We start from the raw sequence: 21,285 nt of genomic DNA on the forward strand, positions 1-21,285 counted from the left end.
GTCTGCGATCGCCAAGGTTAGACTTTACCCCATAGCTTATCGGTATTGATTGTGAAAACTTGACTCTGCATCAACAATTTGTTCATCACAAGTTGACACAGAAGATTAACAAAATGGCGACAATCAAGAATTAGGAGACAATCATCTCACCTCTGGTTTGTCACCTCTATTAAATAGAAGTAAATAGCTGATAAAAAATCATAAACTATTTTCGCTTTACCTAATTTAGTAAAACAGAGAATGCGTATAGCCTGGATTGGAAAAAAATCGCCATTTTGTGGTAATGTCACCTACAGTCGAGAGATTACCAATGCTTTACTAGACCGGGGACATCAAGTCAGTTTTCTGCACTTTGCCCAAGAAGAAAGGGAACCAGATAATTGGCCCAAGTTTCAAGAAGTTTCCCTACCATTCATTTATAAGTCACAGGTTTATACAATTCCCACCCTGAAGGCAACTAAGGTATTAAGCGAATCTTTAGAACGTCTGCAACCGGACATTGTTCACGCTTCATTAACTTTGTCTCCCCTTGATTTTATTCTCCCCGAAATCTGTGAAGAATTAAATTTGCCCCTAGTCGCCACTTTCCATACACCTTTTGCTGGCAAGGGAGCTAAATTGATTTCTGGTACTCAGTTACTGGCGTATCAACTCTATGCACCCTTTTTGGGACAATATGATCGCGTGATTGTCTTCTCCCAATTGCAGCGAGACTTACTGGGAAAAATGGGTGTACCCCTAGAAAATATTGCGATTATCCCTAACGGAGTCGATATCAACAAGTATTACCCTGCTCCGACACCTTCCCTCAAGGAAGAATTTCAAGCAGAACGTTTGTTTTTATACCAGGGACGTTTAGCTCCAGAAAAGAATGTGGAAGCTTTACTCCGAGCCTGGAAACAGGCAAAGATGGCACCAACTAGTAAACTATTAATTGTAGGTGATGGTCCCCTACGCTCGTCCCTGGAACCATTCTATGGTGAAGATTATGGAGTCTATTGGTTAGGTTTCATCGCAGAAGAGCAGCGCAGAATCGAGCTTTTGCGAGGAGCTGACGTATTTATTTTACCATCTTTAGTAGAAGGTTTATCCCTATCATTACTAGAAGCTATGGCTTGTGGTAAAGCTTGTTTAGCAACTGATGTCGGTGCTGATGGGGAAGTATTAGAGGGTGGAGCGGGAATTGTTCTCAGTACTAAAACTGTGCGATCGCAACTACGCACCCTCCTCCCCCTATTTCAGGATCACCCAGAAATGACAACAGTATTAGGGGAAAAAGCTAGAAATCGGATTTTAGAACGTTACACCCTCAGTAATAACATTACCCATCTCGAACGACTTTATGAAGAAGTGTTAAAACAACGGAGTTTTATGCATCTCAGTCGCGGAGCTTAGAGGGATAAATTGGGAGTACATTACTAATCTAATAACTCTCCCGTTTCTTGTAATGCGTGCAAACGATGGTAAATACCACCATGTTGTAAAAGTTGCTCGTGGTTGCCAACTTCGATAATCTTGCCTTGGTCAAGGACTACTATCTTATCAGCTTCCCGTACCGTACTTAAACGGTGAGCAATGACGATGGTGGTGCGGGTTCCTTGGAGCGATCGCATCGCTAATTGAATTGCTCTTTCCGACTCATAATCTAAACTTGAAGTCGCTTCATCAAAAACCAGTACATCTGGTTCTACTAGTAAAGCACGAGCAATCCCTAAACGTTGTCTCTGTCCACCAGATAGCCTCACACCCCGCTCACCAACTACGGTATAGTAACCCTGGGGTAAATGTTGAATTACCTCATCTAGTCTGGCAATTTTACAAGCAGCTTCTACCTGAGCAAAACTAGCGTGGGGTTTCCCATATTTCAGGTTATCCAAAACTGTACCGTTGAATACGTCCACTTCCTGGTGAACGATCGCCAGTCTTCTTCTGTAACCTCCCACATCCAGATTTTTGATATCTTGCCCATCAATCAGAATTTCTCCCTGATTCGGTTCAAAATACCGCAGCAACAGCTTAACTAAGGTAGATTTTCCGGAACCGGAACGTCCCACCAATGCTACAGTTTGATAGGGTTCAATTAGTAAATTAATCCCATGTAAAACCTGGCGATCGGCTTCGTAACCAAAATTCACCCCAGAAAATTCGATTTTGCCGCTAAATTTATAGGGTGAAGCCTGATTTTTCTCAGGTTCTAGTAAACCTACACTATCGATACCTGCGGGTTCATTGAGAAACTCGTGGTACCGCAACATGGAACTATAACGACGAGCAAAAACCTCTGCCAAATTACTAATCGGCTCTAACTCTGCATAAGCCATACTAGACAGAGTTAGGGTCATAATAAAATGACCTAAGGAAATTCTACCATTAACCGTCGCTGCTAAGGTTAAACCCAAAATACTAAAGACACAAAACTGAATCACTGTTCTTTGCCAAGTACTGAGTCGGGTATAACCTTTGTGAATTCGGTAATCAACTACTGTCAGTTCCCTCTGAAAACGTTGTTTCTGTCGCTGTAATTCCTTAGCTTCCGTTGCAAAAGCTTTGACTGTCTTAATATTCGTAATTAACTCAGATGTGCGACTTTCCGTATTCTCCATGTACTTATCTAAGTTACCCTCATGCCAAATAATCTTTTGCAAATCCTTGAGAGTAACTGTCAGGATGACAACGAAAGATATCAGATATAGGATAGCGATTCGCCATTCAATCAGCCAGATAAAAGCAAAGATTCCCACTACACGAGCTAGCTTGGGAATTAATTGTCCGGCAATTTCTGGATAAGTCCATGTATGATTAGCAATACCCCTAGCTACCCGACCAGAGATTCTTCCAGGGTTGTTTTCATCGTAGAATTCTAGGGGTAAGGTGAGAATTTTGGCAATTGTTTGACCATTGTGATCTCGTCTTGCCCGCAAAGCAATATCCCAATGGAACCATACAGTTAACCAGGGTTGGGTTGGCGCACGTACTACAGTCGCCAGAAAAATTATACCGAGTAATACACCCAAGGATAGCGTATTATTCACAGGATAATTAATGGTTTCACCCAAGAAGGCGATCGCCATCCCCAGGGGTTTATCTAACGGTTGACTTGACAATACATTGAGAATTTGCCCAATCGCGTAGGGTACAACTAAATCGATAATTTCGTAGAGGCTGGCAGCCACTATACTAAATACACTGATTCGCCAGTAGGGACGAAAATAACCAATTATGTCCCAAAATTTTGCCATGATGCACTGAACTCACTTGAGCTTCTCTGAAATTTCATACTACATTGATACTACAAAATAGTCAAGAACTATTAAGTGGCGAAATCAAAGAACCTTCTCTATATACAAGCAGGTGTGCTGGTTGTGGTGATTTGGATAAACTGCCATTGCCAGAAGAAAAGCAAAATATTACTAAATGTAAACAGATTGATAACTTTTGCTAAATATAATTGCTTTGTCCACAGCAATCATTAAATACTAGAAACTGTAGCTAGCCTCCTGCTAATTTTCTGAAGCTAGACTCCATAGGTCTTTGGGGTCTGCTTCTACTCCAGAAATTTCACCCAATCAATATCACCTATGGTTGCCTCATTCTGTTTAGCTCCTCGCTATCGCCTTGATGATGAAATGCCCTGGTTGGAAGGTATTGACCCCAGTCGTCAGTATTGGTTGAATGTGAACAGTGACAATCATCTAACTGTGGCGATCGCGGGTTTATCGACATCCAGTATTCCAGAGCTAAAAGAGGTAATCCTAGAGTTTCGCGCTCTACAACCGGGTGAAACTATGACCATCACCAGAATCGTTAACAATTTAATCATTCACTGTGTTGGTATTAATTGCTACGCGATAGAAGCAGAAGTTAATCAAGCTCCTGTGTGGCATTTATTTGACCAGGAGACTTTAGATAGTCTGCTCATGACTGCACACCCAGATTGGCAATGTGCCCCATCAGACATAGAATTGGGTCGGAAAATGCTGATGCGGTCTTTCCAGCAACCCGCCCTAGCAAAATAAACCTTTGGGAAAAATCAATAAATCAATATCAATCAAAATAGGGATAGTTGATACTACCCCTATTTTTTGCGGAAATCACACTTGATTAATTTCTTCTCAATTTCAGTAGCTCTTGGGGTGAAGCTAGTAACTTAATTTTTACGTAGATAATTTGCCGTTGTTGATTCAGCAAAAATTGCCACATCACATTCACTGCACACCAAGAAGTTTTAGCTTTACCTGTCACCTCAACTTTAATATTATCCGCATCCAGGATTTCTAAATATCCTTCGCGGGGTAAAGCTTTCAAATTTTTTGCTTCTGTTTGTAAATAGTGGGCGATCGCCTCTCTTCCCACAATCCCAGACTCAAAGGGTGGTTGCATTACCCCATCTTCTGAAAATAATGCCACGGTATCTCCAAACTCACCCGCATTTAAGGTAGTGAAGTAATTTAAGATTGTTACCTCACTGATTCCCTCAATTTCAATCTCACTCTGGGATGAAACTATTTCTGACTTGGCAGCTGTCATCATTTTTTCTCTGATTTATTAACTAGCTGCAAATAAATTTGCACTGAAAGCTTATACAAAATTCCTGAGTCTTTATTCTAGCTAAGTAGGGAGGCAAAATCTTTTGTAGGATGGGTTAGCGGTAGCGTAACCTATGGAAGCTTTAGATTTGATATTTCAACCGAACCTACCCCCCATCTTACTATTTAAGCAACTTTGGGGATTTAAATCCCCGTCACAAAACGTAATTACGAATTATTTTAATTCTACCCGACTACTTATCAACCTTATTTGATGAAGAAGTTCCCAGACAGTTGCCAAGGAACTTAAATCAGGATAGAAATTATCCTGTGACATTGAGGTTGGATAGGTAAGAATGGAAAATTACTAACTTGACTGAAATTTATCAATTCCCAATTAGCAATTAGAGAATTAACGTCCGAAGGGGTCAATACCCATGTCTGTAACAACTTTACGCAAAACAGTGATTTGCTGACCGAAATCTAATTTCTTCAAAGTCTCTAATACTTGAAAACCGTCACGGGACAGTTGGTAATTGGGGGGAACGGGAACAACTAAACCTTGTGTCATTAATTCTGATAACTCGTACCAGAAAGCTAATTTGGTGTTTGTACTCAGGATACCGTAGGAGCGGGAAATTGGGGTGTTTTTGCTAGCAGCTAAGTCACGCATTACCTGTAACTGCTGTTCATGAGACATCTGTTTGATTTGATTCAACAGACCTTCGGCTAATTGCAAACGTGCTACACCTGTAGCTGCTGGTGTAATTGAACGTCCCATTTCGGTGTAAGTAAACCAAAGCACTGCTAGTTGGTCGTCTACGCTTAAGCTTTTAAATACAGCAGTTGTAGAGGTGACAGCATCAGTTAAGGGTTGGCTGTAGTTGAAAGCGTTAGCAAAACGGTTTTGTGCTGAATCAGTTGTAAATGTCATGATTGCACTACAGTCGATTTAATAAGTGTTCTGGAAAATTACCGGGAATTACTGAAAGGTGTTTTTCCTTTCTTAATTTACATTTTGCATAATTTCTTAACAAATGGCAAATAAAATTTACAAATACCAGTAGTAGGAAATTTCAAACATTGATACTGGTGAGGTTGTGTATAATAGTTATGCCAATAATTAGGCGAATTTTTAGATAGATGAATCAATTGCCAGAGAAAAGCCAAAGGCTTGATGCTCTGACCATCGCCACCAGTGAAATCAAAGACAAAGCACTAAATATTGGTTTTCACAAAGTCGGGATTGCGAGAGTTGCAGACTGGGAACAGGAAACACCTCACCATTTGCAAGCATGGTTAAAACAGGGTTTTCATGGTGACATGGAATGGATGACAACACCGAAGCGTCAAGATATTAAACTGGTAATGCCAGAAGCGCGATCGGTGATATCCCTTGCTCTCAACTACTACACAGCCCACCAACATCCCCAGGGAACAGAATACGCCAAAATATCCCGCTATGGTTGGGGTCGAGACTACCACAAAATTCTGCACAAAAAACTCAAAGCGCTGACAAATTGGTTACAAAGCCTACACCCAGACATCCAAGCACGATACTATGCTGACACTGGACCTCTTCAAGATAAGCTATGGGCACAAAGAGCAGGTATTGGTTGGATAGCCAAAAATAGTAATCTGATTACCCGTGAGTATGGTTCTTGGGTGTTTTTAGGGGAAATTGTCACCAACTTGCCTCTGACTCCAGACTCTCCCCACACAGAGCATTGTGGCACCTGTAACCGTTGTTTAGAAGCTTGCCCCACCAAGGCGATCGCCAAACCTTTTACCGTCGATGCCAATCTCTGCATTGCTTACCATACTATTGAAAATCGGGCAGAGCAACTACCGGAGAATATCACCCCTCATTTAAATGGTTGGGTAGCAGGTTGCGATATTTGTCAAGATGTTTGCCCATGGAATCAACGCTTTGCCAAGGAAACAGATATCGAGGAATTTCAACCCTACCCTGGGAATCTGACGCCTAAATTGCTAGAATTAGCAGAAATTTCCGATCAAGAATGGGAAAAACGATTTACAGCCTCAGCACTCAGACGAATTAAACCAAAAATGTTCAGGAGAAATGCCCAAAGCAACCTAAAAACTTTAAATCAGGATAAATAATTTTACTTTTCTTCACACTATCCCCCTGTCAAGTTGATTTGGATGGATAATTACTCATCCTTGCATATTCTCCTTGATTTCCTAAATCCCATAGTAATTTTGGCAAAGATACGAAAGTTAAATGTCAGATGTGCCTATTCGTAGAGACGGCTTCATTCCTATTTTCCAATGAATCAAAAAGTTATTATATTTGATTTTGATGGCACAATTGCTGATACAGTCGATGCCCTGGTGAGTATTGCTAACCGATTAGCATTAGAATTTGGCTATATCCAAATTACACCAGAAGAACTAGCAATACTCAGAGGTTTGACTTCTAGAGAAATCATGAAGTATTCCGGAATATCTGTTTTTCGCGTACCATTCCTAGTCAAGAAAGTTAAAGGAGAACTCAAAAGTAAAATCGTCGATTTGAAACCTATCCCAGGGATTGAAGAAGCACTATTTAACCTACATTACCAAGGCTATAAATTAGGTATTATTACATCTAATTCCCAAGAAAATGTCACTAGCTTTTTAAAGCTCAACCATCTCGATACATTATTTGACTTTATTTATTCTGGTGTAACCATTTTTGGAAAGACAACTATTATTAATAATGTATTACGTCAAAAGCAACTCAAAGCCAAAGATGTAATTTATGTGGGAGATGAAACTAGAGATATTGAAGCGTCTAAAAAAGCTAATATTCAAGTTGTCGCCGTTACCTGGGGATTCAACTCTCCCGAAGCATTAGCCAGCTATAACCCCAATTTTTTAATTGAAGAACCCAGCCAATTACTAGATGTATTAGAAAATGCCAAAAAAGACACAGTTAAATAAAATTTTTTCTTTACCGAAAAACTTGCAGAAAATATTTTATCGGGGAGCAGTTTTTCTGCTTAGCTGTATTTTAATTGCTTGCAGTACGACAAACCAAAATATCTCAACTCCCAACCCTAATAAATCTAATACTCCCGTCTCTATAACCTCCCCGTCATCCCCAAGCTCTGCCAGCAGAATTGTGGCTCTCTCTCCAATCGCTGCTGATATTATTTACGAATTAGACAAGACAAAATTAGTCGGGATGGCTGGTAGTAGTCTCTTGAATCAAGATGGGAGATTTCAGACAATTTCTCGTGTGAGTGAAGGTAGAACGCCACCAAATTTGGAAAAAATTATTGCTCTTAAACCCGATTTGGCAATCGTTCCAGAAGGTTTTTATCAACCGCAAGTTCAAAAATTAAAAGAATTAGGAGTTACAATTTATAGTTATAATTTAAATAATTGGCAATCCCTGGAAAAGTTGACTCAGGATATAGCCAACTATTTAGGAGTAAATGCCCAACCTCTTTTAACTAGATATGAAAGCTTCTTGGCAAATAAACCAGGTAAAGAGACTTCTACCCTAGTATTAACTGGAACTAAACCGATTATTTCCCCCAATAAAAATAGTTGGGCTGGAGACATATTAAAACAATTGAATATCAAAAATGTCACAGCAGAGTTGCAGGGGCAAAGTGCCTTCAAGGGTTACGTGACTCTTTCTGCGGAGAAAATTCTGGAAATTAATCCCGATGTGATTATTCTCATTAATACTCCTCCTGCTAAGGCAGATGCAGCAGTTATCAGCGATTGGCAAAAAGAATCATTTTGGCAGAATTTAAAAGCAACCAAAAATAATCAAGTCTATGTATTTGATTATCATGGATTAATTAATGCTGGCAGTATTGATTCTATAGAAAAAACCTTGAAACGGATGAATGAAGTTTTTAGTAATCTCTAAAAAATATGAGTTGGGGAAAATTAACCTTCACCCAACCCTGGCAAAATTATCAACTTAGTGAACAGTGAGCCAATAACTGATAAATATTAATTTGCCACTTCTGCCATTTCAATGACTCTACCTTCGTAATCTTTAACCAAAAAATTTAAGGGTTTACGACTGCGAATCTTAAATTTTAATCCCCGTGTTTCCACCCGTAATAAAATCATCTCCAAGCAGTCATGGTCAAAACATACGTGACGTTGCTGGTTTTTAGTGCCTATACTAGCTCCAGTGATGATGTGTAACTGGGTATTCTTTTTCAATTGATACCACAGTCCATCGCTTCCACTTGTCATGCGGCTAGAATAGCTAGGACTAGCACCCATGTACAGGGGGTCTACACCTGTAGCACCGATGGTTTGCTCGTAGTTGTAGTAGTAGTGTAAAGGTACTTCTGCTGCTGGTAAATCCAGTAAACCTTCATACAACTGACGGGCAATCTCTAAATCGGACACCATAACTGTATAGACTTTGGGGGCGCTAGTCAAAAACATCCACATTGCCCCTGCGTATGCTGCTAAAAGCATTACCATAATTCCTTGGGTAGAAAATAGACTATCCAAAGGTAGGGATGGTAAAAACGAAGCAAGGGTGAAAGGATGGTGCAGGAATGAAGTCCCGTTAACTGCTATAACCATGAACAGATTAAGAATTTTATAAAGGAGTGGCTTTTGGTTTTCTAGTTTAGAGCTTAAATTTAAGTCTGTGTTTCTAGTGTATCAAGAGCGAAACAATATGAGTGTTAGGGTTATACAAAGTATTACGGTCAAACATAATATTCTCAGGATTTGCACTACAGACTTGTTATAGGTAGCGAGGAGGATAAATATTTTATCTTCACCAACTCACAAAAACGGTGCTGAGTCAAGGTTGCTGATTGCTCTTTAGACTCAGTACAAGAATCATTGACCAATAAAACTTAATCTCTGGCAAGATAATTTTAGCAATATATCCAGATTCGGCTTGTGCAGATTCCTCATTTTCCTGAAGCTAACCACCCCTTGGTGAAGTCATTGTTCCATCACAGTGATCAAGAACTCGTGAAATTATTTCAGCAACATCCAGAAGCTGGAAGATATTTCACAGCTATTTTTTGTCGATATAGTCCGATTGTTTATACCTTAATTCGTCATTCTGCGCGATCGCCAGTTCAAGCAGACTACCTGTTTGCCCTAACTTGGCGACATATTCACTATGAAATGGGAGGGCTGAATTTAGAAGCCGCATCTGCTTCCCAGGAGGCGCTGACATTACAAAACTGGCTGATTAACATGACAGCTTACTGTATTAATGAAATTGAATTGCTACCCACTGAAGCGATTCACTATTCCCTCAAAACTACTTCCCCTCCCCTACGGTGTTATGTGGAACAAGCTCTAGAACAGTTACCAGGAATGTTGCGCTTAATCGTGTTGATGGCACAGACATTTCACTGGAGTGAAACTAGGATTGCAGCTTACTTACAAGCGGAAGGTGATGCAATTTCTCCCAACGAGGTAGCCAATTTTCTTCAGGAAGGTTATCGTATGCTTGAGGAAAAATTACCAGCAGACGTTCGCACTATCTATTTAGGCGAAAATTTAGCCCTCCAGGCTTCTAAGTAGAAATGCTGTATTTTTGACTATTTCTATGTATTTTTTTTTGATAAACTTTTTTTAACATGAAACAATGTCATTTTTTCGCAGGGGATTGGATTCTCCATCGGATTACCTTCGTTAGTAAATCTCTCCATCTGAGTCAGTTATATCTGCTTTTATCAGTTTTATTACTGACTCCAGGCATGGCAAAAGCTACAGATATTACTGAGCAGCTACACCGCCCTTCGGCTAAATCAATAGTCCAAATTGATCGGGATGAGGCTGATAATTTGGTAAGTCAAGGGAAGCAGCAATATGATTCTAGGGATATGAATCAAGCCCTGAAATCATGGTTGACAGCTCTGGAAGTGTACCATCGCTTAGGAGATTTTCGGGCGCAGGGGCAAACCTATGATTATCTGAGTCAAGGTTATATCAAGCTAGGACGCTACAGAGAGGCAGAAGATGCCATGCGTAGGCGGTTAGCGATCGCCCGTGATACCCAAGATTTTCAGGCACAAATTTTTAGCTTAAATAATATTGGTACATTGCTTCTGCAATACGGAGAATCTGCGTCTGCCTACAAAACCTTCACGGATGCTTGGGAAATTGCGAACCATGTCAAAAATACTGAAGGGCAGGGTATTTCTCTGAATAATCTGGGTTTAGCCAGTGCGAGGTTAGGAGATTACAAAAGAGCCATTCAATTCTATGAAAGTGCTATCCCCCTACGTCAACAGGTTCGCGATGCCATCGGTGAAGCCAATACACTAAATAATTTAGGCGATGCTTACTTAGCTGCCAGAAATTATGCAGGAACCATTGGTAGTTATGGGTTAGCCCTGCGGATTGCCAAAATCAATGGCGATCGCCCTAACCAAGTACGCGCACTAGATGGCTTAATTACCGCTCACAGTTCCGTCAAACGCTATGAAAGAACCTTTGAACTTTTAGAGCAGCGTCTAGCTTTAGCCAAAAACTCCCAAAATCTCCTAGAAGAATTACAATCCTTCCAATCCTATGCAAAAGTTTACGAGCAGATGGGTAACTACTCCACCGCCAGTAATTTCTATGAGCGGGCAATGATTCTGGCTCGTTCCTTAGCAGATAGTCAACAAGAAATTTTACTGCAAGACAAAATTATCCAAATTAGGCAAAAAGTCAAGTAGTTATCCACATAACCCAGAAGCAGGGGGAATCTTTCAGCCATCCCCCTTTCTGTTTTACACTCGCAAATTTGGCTGCCTGAGAATAATTCGGTTGCGTCCCTCGGATTTGGCTTGATAAAGTGCTTGATCGGCGATCGCCACAATATCAGTAGGGGAAGACTCAAAATTGGGAACTAGCGTCGCAATACCTAAGCTTAAAGTTACAAACTGACTAATTTCCGATTCGGAATGAGGTAATTTTAACTCTCGGACACCTGCCTGCATAGATGCTGCAACGTGAACTGCTCCAGAAGCTTGGGTAAAAGGCATAATCACAGCAAACTCTTCACCACCATACCGGGCAACTAAATCATGATTTTTTTGCGCCACCTCTCGTAAAACAGATCCCACCTTCTGTAGACAAGCATCACCCGCAGGATGACCATATTTGTCGTTATAACGTTTGAAAAAATCAATATCACATAAAATCAGAGACAGAGGACATTTCTCCTGAGCCAGGTTTAACCATTGAGAATTTAAATATTGGTCAAAGCGTCTACGATTTGCTAACCCAGTTAAGCCATCCTCATTAGCCATCTGCTGTAAAGCTTGATTTGCAGCCTCTAATTGCTTGTATACTTGTCCCTGCTGCAATAAACGTCTGACTCTCCGCTTCAATACAGCCCAATGGATAGGTTTTGTTAAATAATCTGTTGCCCCAACTTCAAAAGCCATATCAACAGAATCTGGATCATCTAACCCTGTAATCATCAGTATGGGTGTTTTATCCCAAAACATAGATATTAATTGGGTATTTAAGGAAGAACCGATATCAATACCTGCCATGGCATCTGCCAAATTTTTTCTTGCAATTCGCAATAGTTGCTGGCAACAAGCAAATCCATCCATTACAGGCATCACAGCATCCAAAAGCACTAAATCTGGCTTGAGTTCCACAAAAGACTCAACACACTCCTTACCATTGCTCACATCTGCTACTCGATAACCCTCCTTTTCCATATGTTCACGCAATAATAGTCGCATGGTTCTATCATCATCAGCGATGAGGATGAGAGGGGGTTGAGTAGAGTAAGAAAATTGGCTAATGCCTCCTGACATGAGTTGCATTCCAAAAAAAATAAGCGTTTGGTAAAAAAGCAGAAAAATTGGCGATCCCGTATAGATTCCATATGTTGATGCTTTTACCTATAATTCCCAATTTAGTCAGATGAGTTACAATCTATGGAAAAAAATCCTGACAGCCATACCACAATAAAAAATATACAGGAAAATAATTCTAACACTAGGTATAAAAAATATCGATACACAATCTAGCTCAAAATTAATACAGAGCCAGCTTGATTCACTCTTTCCTGTACTAATGTAAGAAACAATCAGTTAGCTAAGCTGCATCTTGTTCATTCCCAAAAAGTCTTAATATTCAGCATTTTCACTGAAATCTTCTTCATCAAGTAAATCTTAAGACTGTTACAACTTGATTTGCTGAACTGTAGCACTGAGTAAAATACTCTTTGTTTAGCGATAAACTGGGTTTATTCCTAGGGAATGACCTTTTATTGACTTGAAAAATGTTCTTTGAAATAACACCAATTTGAAAAAACAATACGACATATGAACAAAACCCCTCCCCAACCCTCCCATTCGCAAGGGTAGGGTGCCGTTAGGCGGGTGGGGTATCTGTCGCAAACATTTTTTGAATCGGTATAACCCTCTTTTCTTTTTCCCAGACTGACAAAATAGGGTAGAGGAGGGAGTAAGTAGCCATAAGGAACTGACATATACCAGAAAAGATGAAACTGGAAGGTAAATATATATTTTTTTGATAGCTATAGAACTTTTATTTGAAGTTAGGTTGGCATATCGCAAGCTAACGATGTAATTGGATACAAATATGCTTCAAACCCTGATTTAAAATACCTATTGCCTAATCATAAATATGATTTTTCTGATTCACCTCTTTAATTCTCACTTCTAGAGAGCTAAATCAGTATCTGTTTTGCAGCAATAAATACTTTTAAAATATAAATATATGCTGCTGAGAAATAATTTTTATCTAGATAAAATGATTGCTTAATATAGAAAATATTAACGATATCTTCTAGAGATTCAATGCAGAAAAAAGTGATAAACAAATTGACTAACTTCTTTCGGAGAGACAACATTGTCAGTAGTTTAGAGCTATTTCAGGATTTTATTGTTATCTCCCTTTGTATCGGTTTGTTTTGTGTGATGGTGATTAGGTTAGGAGATATGTTTTTTTCTTTACTTAATCCTTTAGATTTACGTTTAGTTACTTCTGATATACTTTTTATTCTGATATTAGTCGAATTGTTTCGTTTACTAATTGATTACATCGAAGCACAAAGCATTTCTGTGATCGCAGCAGTAGAAATTACTATTGTGTCAGCGCTACGGGAAGTGATTTTACGCGGTGTATTAGAAATTCCTCGCGATCAAATTTACGGCATTTCTGTATTTTTGTTAGTTTTGGGTGCATTTTTGATAGTTTTGCCTTGGATAGCTCGCTTATTTGAACAGACAAAACTGCATCATACAGAAAATACAGATGAGCATTCAGCAATTGCTGACTAAGTAATTTTTTCCTGTAATAAATCAAGCAGAAACCTAACTCAAGATACAAGAGTTAGGCATCTGAAGGGAAGGGAAAACTATAATTGCTTGACTTCAGCAGCTAATTTACTTACCATTTCTTTCGCACTGCCAAAAAGCATTGTGGTTTTATCTTTGTAGAATAGTTCGTTATCAACTCCGGCAAAACCTGCGCTCATACCCCGCTTGATGACGATAGTATGTTTGGCGCGATCGACATCCAGAATCGGCATCCCATAAATGGGGCTACTGCTATCGGTTCTAGCAGCAGGGTTAACAACATCATTAGCGCCAATAATTAAAGCTACATCGGTTTGATCAAATTGAGGATTAATATCCTCCATATCGTGAAGCTGTTCGTAGGGAACGTTAGCTTCTGCAAGTAATACGTTCATGTGCCCTGGCATTCTGCCGGCAACGGGATGGATGGCATATTTCACTTCCACACCCATACGTTCTAGCTGATCGGCTAATTCGCGTACACTATGCTGTGCCTGGGCTACTGCCATACCATAACCGGGCACGATTACCACTGAGCGGGCATAACCTAGCATCATCGCTCCTTCTTCAGGATCGATACTGCGAACGGATTTATCACCTGTACTGCCACCACTGCTAGCGCTAACGGTACTTCCACCACTGCCAAAAGCATCGAATAGCACGCTGAGTAAGGAACGGTTCATTGCCTTACACATGATTTCTGTGAGGATGATACCGGATGCACCAACCAGGGCACCAGAGATAATTAACATATTGTTCATTACCACGAAACCTGCTGCTGCTGCTGCTAACCCAGAGAAAGAGTTAAGCAGAGAGATAACAACAGGCATATCACCACCACCAATGGGGATGACAAACATCACACCCAAAATCAGGGAAACTGTGACGATGCCCAGAAATACCAGGAGGTTATGGGGATCGTTAATCAGATAGACGCTACCAAGAATATAGGAGCCGAGGAGAAAAGCGTTAAATACTTTTTGCAGTGGGAAGGTGATGGGGGAACCAGTCATGATTCCTTGGAGTTTGGCAAAGGCAATCATACTACCAGTGAAGGTGACACCACCGATTAGCACATCCAGGAGCATGGATATATTGACATCGAGGGGTACTGGCTGGGAGTGGGAAAGTAAGCGCCAGAATTCAGCCAGGGCAACCAGGGCAGATGCCATACCACCCAAACCGTTGAGTAAACCTACCATTTGGGGCATTTCCGTCATCTGTACCTTGTAGGCAGCGATCGCCCCTAATACAGAACCGATGGCTAAACCTAGCAGAATCATTTCGTAATTGAGTACCTGTTGATCTAACAATGTAGCGACAATTGCTAGTAACATTCCCACGGCTGCAATCAGATTGCCATTTCTAGCTGTTGCTGGAGAACCAAGTTTTTTCAAGCCGAGAATGAATAAAGATGCAGCGACTAAATATGTCAACTGAATCCCAGAGGTAAGAAATTCTGTCATATTTTCTACATGGTGATGGGAAATTGAAAGTGAAAATCAGGAATCTGAGAATTTATTCCCTAGGTTGCTTTCTTTTTAAACATTTGCAACATTCTATCTGTCACTAAGAAACCACCTACAACGTTAATAGTGGCTAAGACAACAGCAATTAAACCGAAGATGACTGATAGATTCCACTCTTTCGCTCCAGAGGCGACAATGGCACCTAAAACGGCAATTCCAGAAATGGCATTAGAACCTGACATCAAAGGTGTATGTAGGGTTGGGGGGACTTTATTGATAACTTCAAAACCAATAAATGATGCTAAAACAAACACAAACAAGGCAGCAATTAATGCTTCAGTCATGGTGCAATTACCTGTGGATAATTAATGATAGAAATAGGAAATAGGGTACGGGCAACAGCAAAGAGAAACATATCTTTTTTGCCTGGGCTATTCTGATGTCCTTCCCCTATGAGTTATGCAACTCCGCTCAGTTGTTGTAATGCGGCTTTAATATGGGAATTGCGAATTTCTCCGCTATGGGTAATACAGGCAGCATCGAGAATATCGTCGGCAAAGTTAATATCTAGCTGTCCATCTTTAATCATTAATTTCATTAATGCCGTAATATTTTTGGCATATAATTGACTGGCATGAACAGGCATGGATGATGGTAAATTGATGGGTCCCATAATCGTCACACCATGGGCGACAATGTTTCTGCCAGGATCGGTACAAGCACAGTTACCCCCTTGCTCGGCGGCGATATCGATAATTACAGAGCCCGGTTTCATTCCCTTTACCATGTCTTCTGTAACTAGGAGAGGAGCTTTTCTTCCTGGCACTTGAGCTGTTGTAATTACTACGTCGGCGGTTTTTATGTGAGCAGCTACAGTTTCTTGGGTACGTTGTTTGCTAGCTTCGGAGATTTCCTTGGCATAACCCCCAGAAGTTGCAGTTTCTTCTTCTAGTTTGACTTCCACGAATTTTGCGCCCAAGCTTTGTACTTCTTCTTTTACCGCAGGGCGAATATCAAAAGCTTCCACCATTGCTCCTAAGCGTCTAGTGGTGGCGATCGCCTGTAAACCTGCCACACCCGCACCCATAACAAATACTTTCGCTGGGGCAATCGTACCAGCAGCAGTGGTTAACATCGGGAAATATTTTGGTAAGGCAGCAGCAGCAATCAGGGCAGCTTTATAACCCGCAATTGATGCCTGGGATGATAATGCATCCATACTTTGTGCCCTGGTAGTACGGGGAATCATCTCCATACTAAAAGCTGTAATTTTGCGTTCTGCAAGCTTCTGGGCAATGTGGGGATTTCCCAAGGGGTTGATAAACCCGATGAATACCGCACCAGTTTTGAGTAAGTCAATTTCGCGATCGCGGGGTACACCAACCTTGAGCAGCATATCTGCCTCTCCCCACAATCTTTCAGTATTCGCAATAATTGCCGCCCCGGCAGCCGCGTAATCTGCATCACTGAAAAATGCCTTTTCCCCCGCTCCTGCCTCTACCCACACTTCGATATTTTGTTTGACTAATCGGGCTACAGTCTCTGGGATTAAAGCCACACGACTCTCACAGACTTCGATTTCTTTCGCTACAGCAATTCTCATGAAATCTCCTTGAGATGAATATACTTCTTGTTTCTGCCAATGAGGATATTTTTGCGATGGGGAAATTTGGGCATTTTTGACAGATAAAATGAGAATCAGCGATGATTCCCATGCTTATCTATCAAACTTAGGCTCTGGCGATTAACTTACGCAGAGCTAATATATCTCGACTTTATTGCCCCTAAAATTCCCAAATATTTTCAAACGCGATATTTCACTTATTGCACATCCTATGTTGATCCCCAAAATTTACCTCTGTATCTTCAAATTCTTTTAGGGATTGAAATATTTTAGGTTGACTTATTTACATAGTGCAATACTCACATAATTCCTTGTATTTACGTTGTTGAAACAATTGGAAATAATTTAATGTTTAGCCAAACCTGTTTTACCTAATCTAGCCCAATTTAGCAGGCGATCGCCCTATATTGATACTTAATTTTTATGACAAAAAGATTATTTTTATATAAAATTATTGAAACCCTGAGATTATCTACTGGCATCACCCAAGTATTTTTTGCCCTTGAGAACAAAAATCACAGTCAAGGAAATGTCCACAACAAATCACAATTAATCCTTTTCCCCTCCCCCTTTGACACTTTTTTCCCTGTTTCACGTCCATTAACTACTAGTCGGTAGTAAAGTTTAGTTACAACCCCTATCGCTAAGTTAAAGAAGATTAACTTATCCGTTTTTTCTGCCACAGGAGCTTAACCATGCGACGTTTACTTACTGCTTGTGCTGTAACTGGCTGTTTATTAGCTGGCTTACCTGCTATTGGTTTAGCCGAAAGTCTTCCCGGATTGACTATTTTTAGCGGTGTGGAAGGCAAAAATCAGCTACCCTTCCGCCTAGACTTTGGTGGAAATACTAACGGTTGGGATCGCTATCGTTTGCGGATACCCGCAAAGAAAATGAAATATGCTGTTTCCCGCTTAGTAATTACCTATCCTCGACACTTTAGAGGTGATTTCGATCCCAAAAAGATGGAAGTCACAGTTAGAGATAAAAAAGTTGCCTTGTCGGAAGTGAAATTTGACAAGGAAAATCGAGTGATTGAATTGTATCTCCAAGAACCAATTGCCGCCGGCAGCAAAACAGAAGTCGTCCTTTCTAACGTCAAAAATCCGGCGTTTGGTGGTATGTTTTACTTCAACTGTGCAATCGAGTCACCTGGCGATGTCTTAGCCCGTCACATTGGAACTTGGATTATTAGCATTAATTAGGTGACAGTAGTGGGGTAAGAGTCAAGAAGAAGGGTAAAACTTGGTTTATCTACCCTTTAGTCTTGTCTAACCAAAGGCTGCCTCATATTTTCATCCTGAGTTGTGGAATTTTCTGGCAATTGACTCCAGCTAAGAAAAACCCACCAGGGGTAATATCGACCAAATTCACAATGGATAGGCATCTATCCAAAATAGCCAAAAAGTGCTACAATTATAGATTGTGGCTTTTTATATAAAATCACCATAGAGGACAAAAAAATGCAAAGAACTCTGGGCGGAACTTGTCGAAAAAGAAAAAGAACATCTGGTTTTCGTGCCAGAATGCGGACTCCAGATGGGAGAAACGTGATTCGGGCAAGAAGAGCAAGAGGGCGCTATCGTTTAAGCGTTTAGAGAATTGTGGCGTTGCCGAAGACGCATCGATTGAAATCGCGTCAAGATTTCCAGGCAGTTTTCCGGGAAGGGTTGCGTCGTCATGGCTTGTACATGACGTTAAGAGCTTTAAAACCTTCATCAGGTAAAAAGCCTTCTCTGGATGCTGCCAGCCAGAATTTATTTGCAGAACCTCTAATTCCTGTCCGCATTGGTATCTCGATTAGCACGAAAGTAAGTAAGCGGGCAGTAGTGCGTAACCGTCTCAAAAGACAAATTTCCGCCGCCTTTTACCAATTATTGCCAAAGTTAGCGCCGGGATGGCGATTAGTGGTGGTAGTCAAACCAACTGCTGGAGAATCTAAGTGCGTAACCCAACAAATTCTGCAAGAATTAGAGCAGTTGTTGGCTCAAACTGAGGTATTCAATGGGCATTCGTGAAGAAGTTTATTTTGAAGGTGGTCCTCACATTGGGGATTTGATATTAAACATACTGATAGGGTTTACAGTTGTTGGCATACCATTAACGGTAGGGGCAATTGTTAGAGCTTTATGGCTGCGTTTTCGGATTACTGATCGGCGGATTTCTGTAACTGGTGGTTGGATGGGACGCGATCGCAGTGACATCATTTACTCAGAAATCGTCAAAATCGTCAAAGTCCCCAGGGGTTTAGGCATTTGGGGAGATATGGTGATCACCATGAAAAATGGTAGTCGTTTAGAGTTGCGAGCCATTCCCAGGTTCCGAGAACTTTATGACTACATTAACGACAAAGTCACTGCTAAAAATCCTAATGTTAGTAGTGGGGCAAATTAAAAGTTGGGTAATGGGTAACGGGGGAGAGGAAAATCACCCTTCACCCTTATCTATTTTCCAAAAGTTTCCCCATGGGCGGCTATCCGTAGTCAAATTGTAGTCGCGGATGGATCCCGATTTAGATAAATTAGATTCAGACAATTAAAAGTACCTCAGGTTGAATTCAGAATAATGGATTTTGGTATCGGGTTTCTCTCGAATAACGTAATGCTGCCAATCATAGACTTGTTCTATGGTTTTGTCCCCAGCTATGGGTTGGCGATCGTCGCTCTGACGCTAATTATTCGGTTTGCGCTCTACCCTCTGAGTGCTGGTTCCATTCGTAATATGCGCCGGATGAAAATTGTCCAGCCTTTGATGCAAAAGCGAATGCAGGAAATTAAAGAGCGTTACAAAGACGACACGCCAAAGCAGCAAGAAGAAATGATGAAAGTTCAGCAAGAGTTCGGTAACCCCTTGGCGGGTTGCTTACCCTTGTTGTTACAAATGCCCGTATTACTGGCTTTATTTGCAACGTTGCGAGGTTCACCCTTTGCTGGTGTGAACTATACCGCTAACCTGCAAATCTTGCCCGCAGAACAAATAGAACAGCTTCAACCCCAAGCATTTGCAACTCCTGCCCAAAATATCTACGTTGCCGATGGAGAGCATCTCAAAGTCACTGCAATTTTACCTGGTGGTACTAAATTAGCAGTGGGGGAAAAAACTAAAATTCAATATCAAACCCTAGAAGGAAAACCCTTCGAGACAGTGATGCAGGAGCATCCAGAAACTAAATTGCTGCCCGAATGGAAAATCACCAAAGGGGAAGAACGCATCAAGATTGATGCAAACGGCAATATAGAAGCTTTACAGCCAGGGGATGTGACAATTCAAGGGACAATTCCTGGTTTAGCTGCGGAAAAAGGTTTCTTATTTATTGATGCTCTGGGGAGAGTGGGAGCGATCGATCCCGATGGTACTGTCCACTGGGATATTGTGGCGATGGTACTATTTTTCGGTATTAGTTTGTATGTTAGCCAAATGCTATCCGGACAGAATACCAATAGTGCAAATCCTCAGCAAGATACAGTCAATAAAATCACACCAGTTATTTTCTCTGGGATGTTTTTATTCTTTCCCCTACCAGCTGGGGTATTGATGTATATGGTGATTGGTAACGTTTTCCAAACACTACAAACTTACATTCTCTCCCGTGAACCTTTACCAGCAGAGTTACAAAAGATTGTAGATACCCAAACGAAGGAAGCAGAAGCGGCGGAAAAACCAGCTCTGCCCTTTGAACCCAAAAGCTCTAAGAAGAAGGCTACAGGTTGATCATGGCTGAGAGTCCGATGGAACGGGGGCAAAAGTGGTTACAAGCATTACTGCAATTAACTGGTGCGCCCGCACAGGTAGTAGGCAAGTTGGAAGCAACTGCCAATCCTCAAACAGAGGAGCCAGACAGTTACTGGTTAACGATTAATCATGGCGAACTGACACCAGAGCAAATTCAGTTATTAATTGGACGTGATGGTGCTGTACTAGATGCGATTCAGTATTTAGCCAATTCTACTTTGAATATTAATCAGGCTCCGGAGTTGCAAGCTGGCTATACCATTGAGTTGAATGGTTATCGGGTTAGACGACAGGCAGAGGTACGGGCGATCGCCGAAACTGCGGCAGAACAAGCACGTACTACCGGGCAAGAAGTAGAAATCAGATCATTGAGTTCTGTGGAAAGACGAGAAGTGCATACTTTCTTAAAGGAATTCACCGATCTGGAAACTTTTAGCCGAGGGAAAGAACCCCAGAGAAACTTAGTTGTGCGATTAGCATCACTCATGTAATTCCGGGAAAAGGGAGAAGGAAGAAGTCAGAAAATTAAAGTTTAATACTCGATGCTTCATCCTTCATTCCTTGCTTTCTCTGGCAAATCTTCCGAGATGTGACAAATTTTCCCTGGAAGGCAGGATTAATAAAGATAACTATACCTACCAGAGACA

At 40.9% G+C, this 21,285-nt stretch carries 22 protein-coding genes; 14 read left to right on the forward strand and 8 right to left on the reverse strand.

All coding sequences use genetic code 11. The annotated features are described in order from the left end of the window. The first annotated feature begins 240 nt into the window (after positions 1 to 240). Positions 241 to 1,395, forward strand: coding sequence for a glycosyltransferase family 4 protein (locus IJ00_RS24810; protein ID WP_035157914.1), 1,155 nt, complete (start codon positions 241 to 243; stop codon positions 1,393 to 1,395). 23 nt (positions 1,396 to 1,418) lie between these two features. On the opposite strand, the gene IJ00_RS24815 is transcribed toward IJ00_RS24810, so the two are convergent. Then, positions 1,419 to 3,239, reverse strand: coding sequence for an ABC transporter ATP-binding protein (locus IJ00_RS24815; RefSeq protein ID WP_035157916.1), 1,821 nt, complete (start codon positions 3,237 to 3,239; stop codon positions 1,419 to 1,421). A gap of 339 nt (positions 3,240 to 3,578) precedes the next feature. On the opposite strand from IJ00_RS24815, the gene IJ00_RS24820 reads away from it, so the two are divergent. After that, entirely contained in the window at positions 3,579 to 4,016 is a 438-nt protein-coding gene (locus tag IJ00_RS24820) for a hypothetical protein (RefSeq protein ID WP_035157919.1), read from the forward strand. 85 nt (positions 4,017 to 4,101) lie between these two features. On the opposite strand, the gene IJ00_RS24825 is transcribed toward IJ00_RS24820, so the two are convergent. Then, positions 4,102 to 4,527, reverse strand: a complete 426-nt coding sequence (locus IJ00_RS24825; RefSeq protein WP_082127472.1) for a ketosteroid isomerase family protein — start codon at positions 4,525 to 4,527, stop codon at positions 4,102 to 4,104. Between the two features lie 411 nt (positions 4,528 to 4,938). Beyond that, positions 4,939 to 5,460: an orange carotenoid protein N-terminal domain-containing protein gene (locus IJ00_RS24830; protein ID WP_035157925.1), complete on the reverse strand. Its 522-nt coding sequence runs from the start codon at positions 5,458 to 5,460 to the stop codon at positions 4,939 to 4,941. 209 nt (positions 5,461 to 5,669) lie between these two features. Here IJ00_RS24830 and queG point away from each other — a divergent pair, with 209 nt between their 5' ends. The 3 genes from queG to IJ00_RS24845 all read left to right on the forward strand — a co-directional run bounded on the left by queG (position 5,670) and on the right by IJ00_RS24845 (position 8,415). Then, complete coding sequence (queG, locus tag IJ00_RS24835; RefSeq protein WP_035157928.1) at positions 5,670 to 6,650, forward strand: tRNA epoxyqueuosine(34) reductase QueG; 981 nt, start codon at positions 5,670 to 5,672, stop codon at positions 6,648 to 6,650. 168 nt (positions 6,651 to 6,818) lie between these two features. Beyond that, complete coding sequence (locus tag IJ00_RS24840) at positions 6,819 to 7,472, forward strand: HAD-IA family hydrolase (RefSeq protein ID WP_035157930.1); 654 nt, start codon at positions 6,819 to 6,821, stop codon at positions 7,470 to 7,472. Between the two features lie 181 nt (positions 7,473 to 7,653). Beyond that, positions 7,654 to 8,415 (forward strand): ABC transporter substrate-binding protein, encoded by a 762-nt coding sequence (locus IJ00_RS24845; protein WP_339366980.1) that lies wholly within the window; start codon positions 7,654 to 7,656, stop codon positions 8,413 to 8,415. Between the two features lie 86 nt (positions 8,416 to 8,501). Here IJ00_RS24845 and IJ00_RS24850 read toward each other — a convergent pair whose 3' ends face one another. Then, the gene (locus IJ00_RS24850; protein ID WP_035157932.1) at positions 8,502 to 9,095 is read right to left on the reverse strand and encodes a glyoxalase-like domain protein; all 594 of its coding nucleotides are present in this window, start codon (positions 9,093 to 9,095) and stop codon (positions 8,502 to 8,504) included. 327 nt (positions 9,096 to 9,422) lie between these two features. Here IJ00_RS24850 and IJ00_RS24855 point away from each other — a divergent pair, with 327 nt between their 5' ends. Together IJ00_RS24855 and IJ00_RS24860 are read left to right on the forward strand one after the other, a co-directional pair. Beyond that, positions 9,423 to 10,061, forward strand: a complete 639-nt coding sequence (locus IJ00_RS24855; RefSeq protein ID WP_035157935.1) for an RNA polymerase sigma factor — start codon at positions 9,423 to 9,425, stop codon at positions 10,059 to 10,061. 56 nt (positions 10,062 to 10,117) lie between these two features. Further along, positions 10,118 to 11,203, forward strand: a complete 1,086-nt coding sequence (locus IJ00_RS24860) for a tetratricopeptide repeat protein (RefSeq protein WP_082127392.1) — start codon at positions 10,118 to 10,120, stop codon at positions 11,201 to 11,203. 54 nt (positions 11,204 to 11,257) lie between these two features. Here the strand turns inward: IJ00_RS24860 and IJ00_RS24865 are convergent, their stop codons facing one another. Then, entirely contained in the window at positions 11,258 to 12,301 is a 1,044-nt protein-coding gene (locus IJ00_RS24865) for a PleD family two-component system response regulator (RefSeq protein ID WP_035157939.1), read from the reverse strand. A gap of 1,011 nt (positions 12,302 to 13,312) precedes the next feature. Here IJ00_RS24865 and IJ00_RS24870 point away from each other — a divergent pair. Beyond that, positions 13,313 to 13,795, forward strand: a complete 483-nt coding sequence (locus IJ00_RS24870) for a phosphate-starvation-inducible PsiE family protein (RefSeq protein WP_035157942.1) — start codon at positions 13,313 to 13,315, stop codon at positions 13,793 to 13,795. A 77-nt stretch (positions 13,796 to 13,872) separates the two neighbouring features. Here the strand turns inward: IJ00_RS24870 and IJ00_RS24875 are convergent, their stop codons facing one another. The 3 genes from IJ00_RS24875 to IJ00_RS24885 form a co-directional block, all read right to left on the reverse strand. Next, positions 13,873 to 15,279, reverse strand: a complete 1,407-nt coding sequence (locus IJ00_RS24875) for an NAD(P)(+) transhydrogenase (Re/Si-specific) subunit beta (RefSeq protein ID WP_035157945.1) — start codon at positions 15,277 to 15,279, stop codon at positions 13,873 to 13,875. Positions 15,280 to 15,338: 59 nt separating this feature from the next. Beyond that, complete coding sequence (locus IJ00_RS24880) at positions 15,339 to 15,626, reverse strand: NAD(P) transhydrogenase subunit alpha (RefSeq protein WP_035157948.1); 288 nt, start codon at positions 15,624 to 15,626, stop codon at positions 15,339 to 15,341. Positions 15,627 to 15,739: 113 nt separating this feature from the next. After that, entirely contained in the window at positions 15,740 to 16,885 is a 1,146-nt protein-coding gene (locus IJ00_RS24885; protein WP_035157949.1) for a Re/Si-specific NAD(P)(+) transhydrogenase subunit alpha, read from the reverse strand. A gap of 716 nt (positions 16,886 to 17,601) precedes the next feature. Here IJ00_RS24885 and IJ00_RS24895 point away from each other — a divergent pair. The 6 genes from IJ00_RS24895 to IJ00_RS24915 all read left to right on the forward strand — a co-directional run bounded on the left by IJ00_RS24895 (position 17,602) and on the right by IJ00_RS24915 (position 21,129). Beyond that, positions 17,602 to 18,111 carry a DUF2808 domain-containing protein gene (locus IJ00_RS24895; protein WP_035157952.1) on the forward strand — a complete coding sequence of 170 codons (510 nt, stop codon included), beginning with the start codon at positions 17,602 to 17,604 and terminating at the stop codon, positions 18,109 to 18,111. Positions 18,112 to 18,369: 258 nt separating this feature from the next. Beyond that, entirely contained in the window at positions 18,370 to 18,504 is a 135-nt protein-coding gene (gene rpmH / locus IJ00_RS27960; RefSeq protein WP_082127393.1) for a 50S ribosomal protein L34, read from the forward strand. Between the two features lie 6 nt (positions 18,505 to 18,510). Further along, positions 18,511 to 18,924 (forward strand): ribonuclease P protein component, encoded by a 414-nt coding sequence (gene rnpA / locus IJ00_RS24900; RefSeq protein ID WP_035157954.1) that lies wholly within the window; start codon positions 18,511 to 18,513, stop codon positions 18,922 to 18,924. After that, positions 18,911 to 19,300 carry a PH domain-containing protein gene (locus IJ00_RS24905; RefSeq protein WP_035157957.1) on the forward strand — a complete coding sequence of 130 codons (390 nt, stop codon included), beginning with the start codon at positions 18,911 to 18,913 and terminating at the stop codon, positions 19,298 to 19,300. The genes rnpA and IJ00_RS24905 overlap by 14 nt, the downstream gene beginning before the upstream one ends. A gap of 171 nt (positions 19,301 to 19,471) precedes the next feature. After that, complete coding sequence (yidC, locus tag IJ00_RS24910; protein WP_035157961.1) at positions 19,472 to 20,617, forward strand: membrane protein insertase YidC; 1,146 nt, start codon at positions 19,472 to 19,474, stop codon at positions 20,615 to 20,617. 2 nt (positions 20,618 to 20,619) lie between these two features. Then, on the forward strand, positions 20,620 to 21,129 hold the full coding sequence (locus IJ00_RS24915) for a R3H domain-containing nucleic acid-binding protein (protein WP_201782651.1): 510 nt from the start codon (positions 20,620 to 20,622) through the stop codon (positions 21,127 to 21,129). The last annotated feature ends 156 nt before the right edge of the window (positions 21,130 to 21,285 follow it).

It is taken from the genome of Calothrix sp. 336/3, from assembly GCF_000734895.2.
Lineage (GTDB): Bacteria > Cyanobacteriota > Cyanobacteriia > Cyanobacteriales > Nostocaceae > 336-3.

What these genes read in the sequence shown, in the direction of transcription:
- IJ00_RS24840 (WP_035157930.1), top strand. Translation starts at nt 6,819, where the DNA reads ATGAATCAAAAAGTTATTATATTTGATTTTGATGGCACAATTGCTGAT.
- IJ00_RS24830 (WP_035157925.1), bottom strand. Translation starts at nt 5,460, where the DNA reads ATGACATTTACAACTGATTCAGCACAAAACCGTTTTGCTAACGCTTTC.
- queG (WP_035157928.1), top strand. Translation starts at nt 5,670, where the DNA reads ATGAATCAATTGCCAGAGAAAAGCCAAAGGCTTGATGCTCTGACCATC.
- IJ00_RS24905 (WP_035157957.1), top strand. Translation starts at nt 18,911, where the DNA reads ATGGGCATTCGTGAAGAAGTTTATTTTGAAGGTGGTCCTCACATTGGG.
- IJ00_RS24895 (WP_035157952.1), top strand. Translation starts at nt 17,602, where the DNA reads ATGCGACGTTTACTTACTGCTTGTGCTGTAACTGGCTGTTTATTAGCT.
- IJ00_RS24865 (WP_035157939.1), bottom strand. Translation starts at nt 12,301, where the DNA reads ATGTCAGGAGGCATTAGCCAATTTTCTTACTCTACTCAACCCCCTCTC.
- rpmH (WP_082127393.1), top strand. Translation starts at nt 18,370, where the DNA reads ATGCAAAGAACTCTGGGCGGAACTTGTCGAAAAAGAAAAAGAACATCT.
- IJ00_RS24825 (WP_082127472.1), bottom strand. Translation starts at nt 4,527, where the DNA reads ATGACAGCTGCCAAGTCAGAAATAGTTTCATCCCAGAGTGAGATTGAA.
- IJ00_RS24915 (WP_201782651.1), top strand. Translation starts at nt 20,620, where the DNA reads ATGGCTGAGAGTCCGATGGAACGGGGGCAAAAGTGGTTACAAGCATTA.
- IJ00_RS24815 (WP_035157916.1), bottom strand. Translation starts at nt 3,239, where the DNA reads ATGGCAAAATTTTGGGACATAATTGGTTATTTTCGTCCCTACTGGCGA.
- IJ00_RS24885 (WP_035157949.1), bottom strand. Translation starts at nt 16,885, where the DNA reads ATGAGAATTGCTGTAGCGAAAGAAATCGAAGTCTGTGAGAGTCGTGTG.
- IJ00_RS24860 (WP_082127392.1), top strand. Translation starts at nt 10,118, where the DNA reads ATGAAACAATGTCATTTTTTCGCAGGGGATTGGATTCTCCATCGGATT.
- IJ00_RS24850 (WP_035157932.1), bottom strand. Translation starts at nt 9,095, where the DNA reads ATGGTTATAGCAGTTAACGGGACTTCATTCCTGCACCATCCTTTCACC.
- yidC (WP_035157961.1), top strand. Translation starts at nt 19,472, where the DNA reads ATGGATTTTGGTATCGGGTTTCTCTCGAATAACGTAATGCTGCCAATC.
- IJ00_RS24810 (WP_035157914.1), top strand. Translation starts at nt 241, where the DNA reads ATGCGTATAGCCTGGATTGGAAAAAAATCGCCATTTTGTGGTAATGTC.
- IJ00_RS24875 (WP_035157945.1), bottom strand. Translation starts at nt 15,279, where the DNA reads ATGACAGAATTTCTTACCTCTGGGATTCAGTTGACATATTTAGTCGCT.
- IJ00_RS24870 (WP_035157942.1), top strand. Translation starts at nt 13,313, where the DNA reads ATGCAGAAAAAAGTGATAAACAAATTGACTAACTTCTTTCGGAGAGAC.
- IJ00_RS24880 (WP_035157948.1), bottom strand. Translation starts at nt 15,626, where the DNA reads ATGACTGAAGCATTAATTGCTGCCTTGTTTGTGTTTGTTTTAGCATCA.
- IJ00_RS24820 (WP_035157919.1), top strand. Translation starts at nt 3,579, where the DNA reads ATGGTTGCCTCATTCTGTTTAGCTCCTCGCTATCGCCTTGATGATGAA.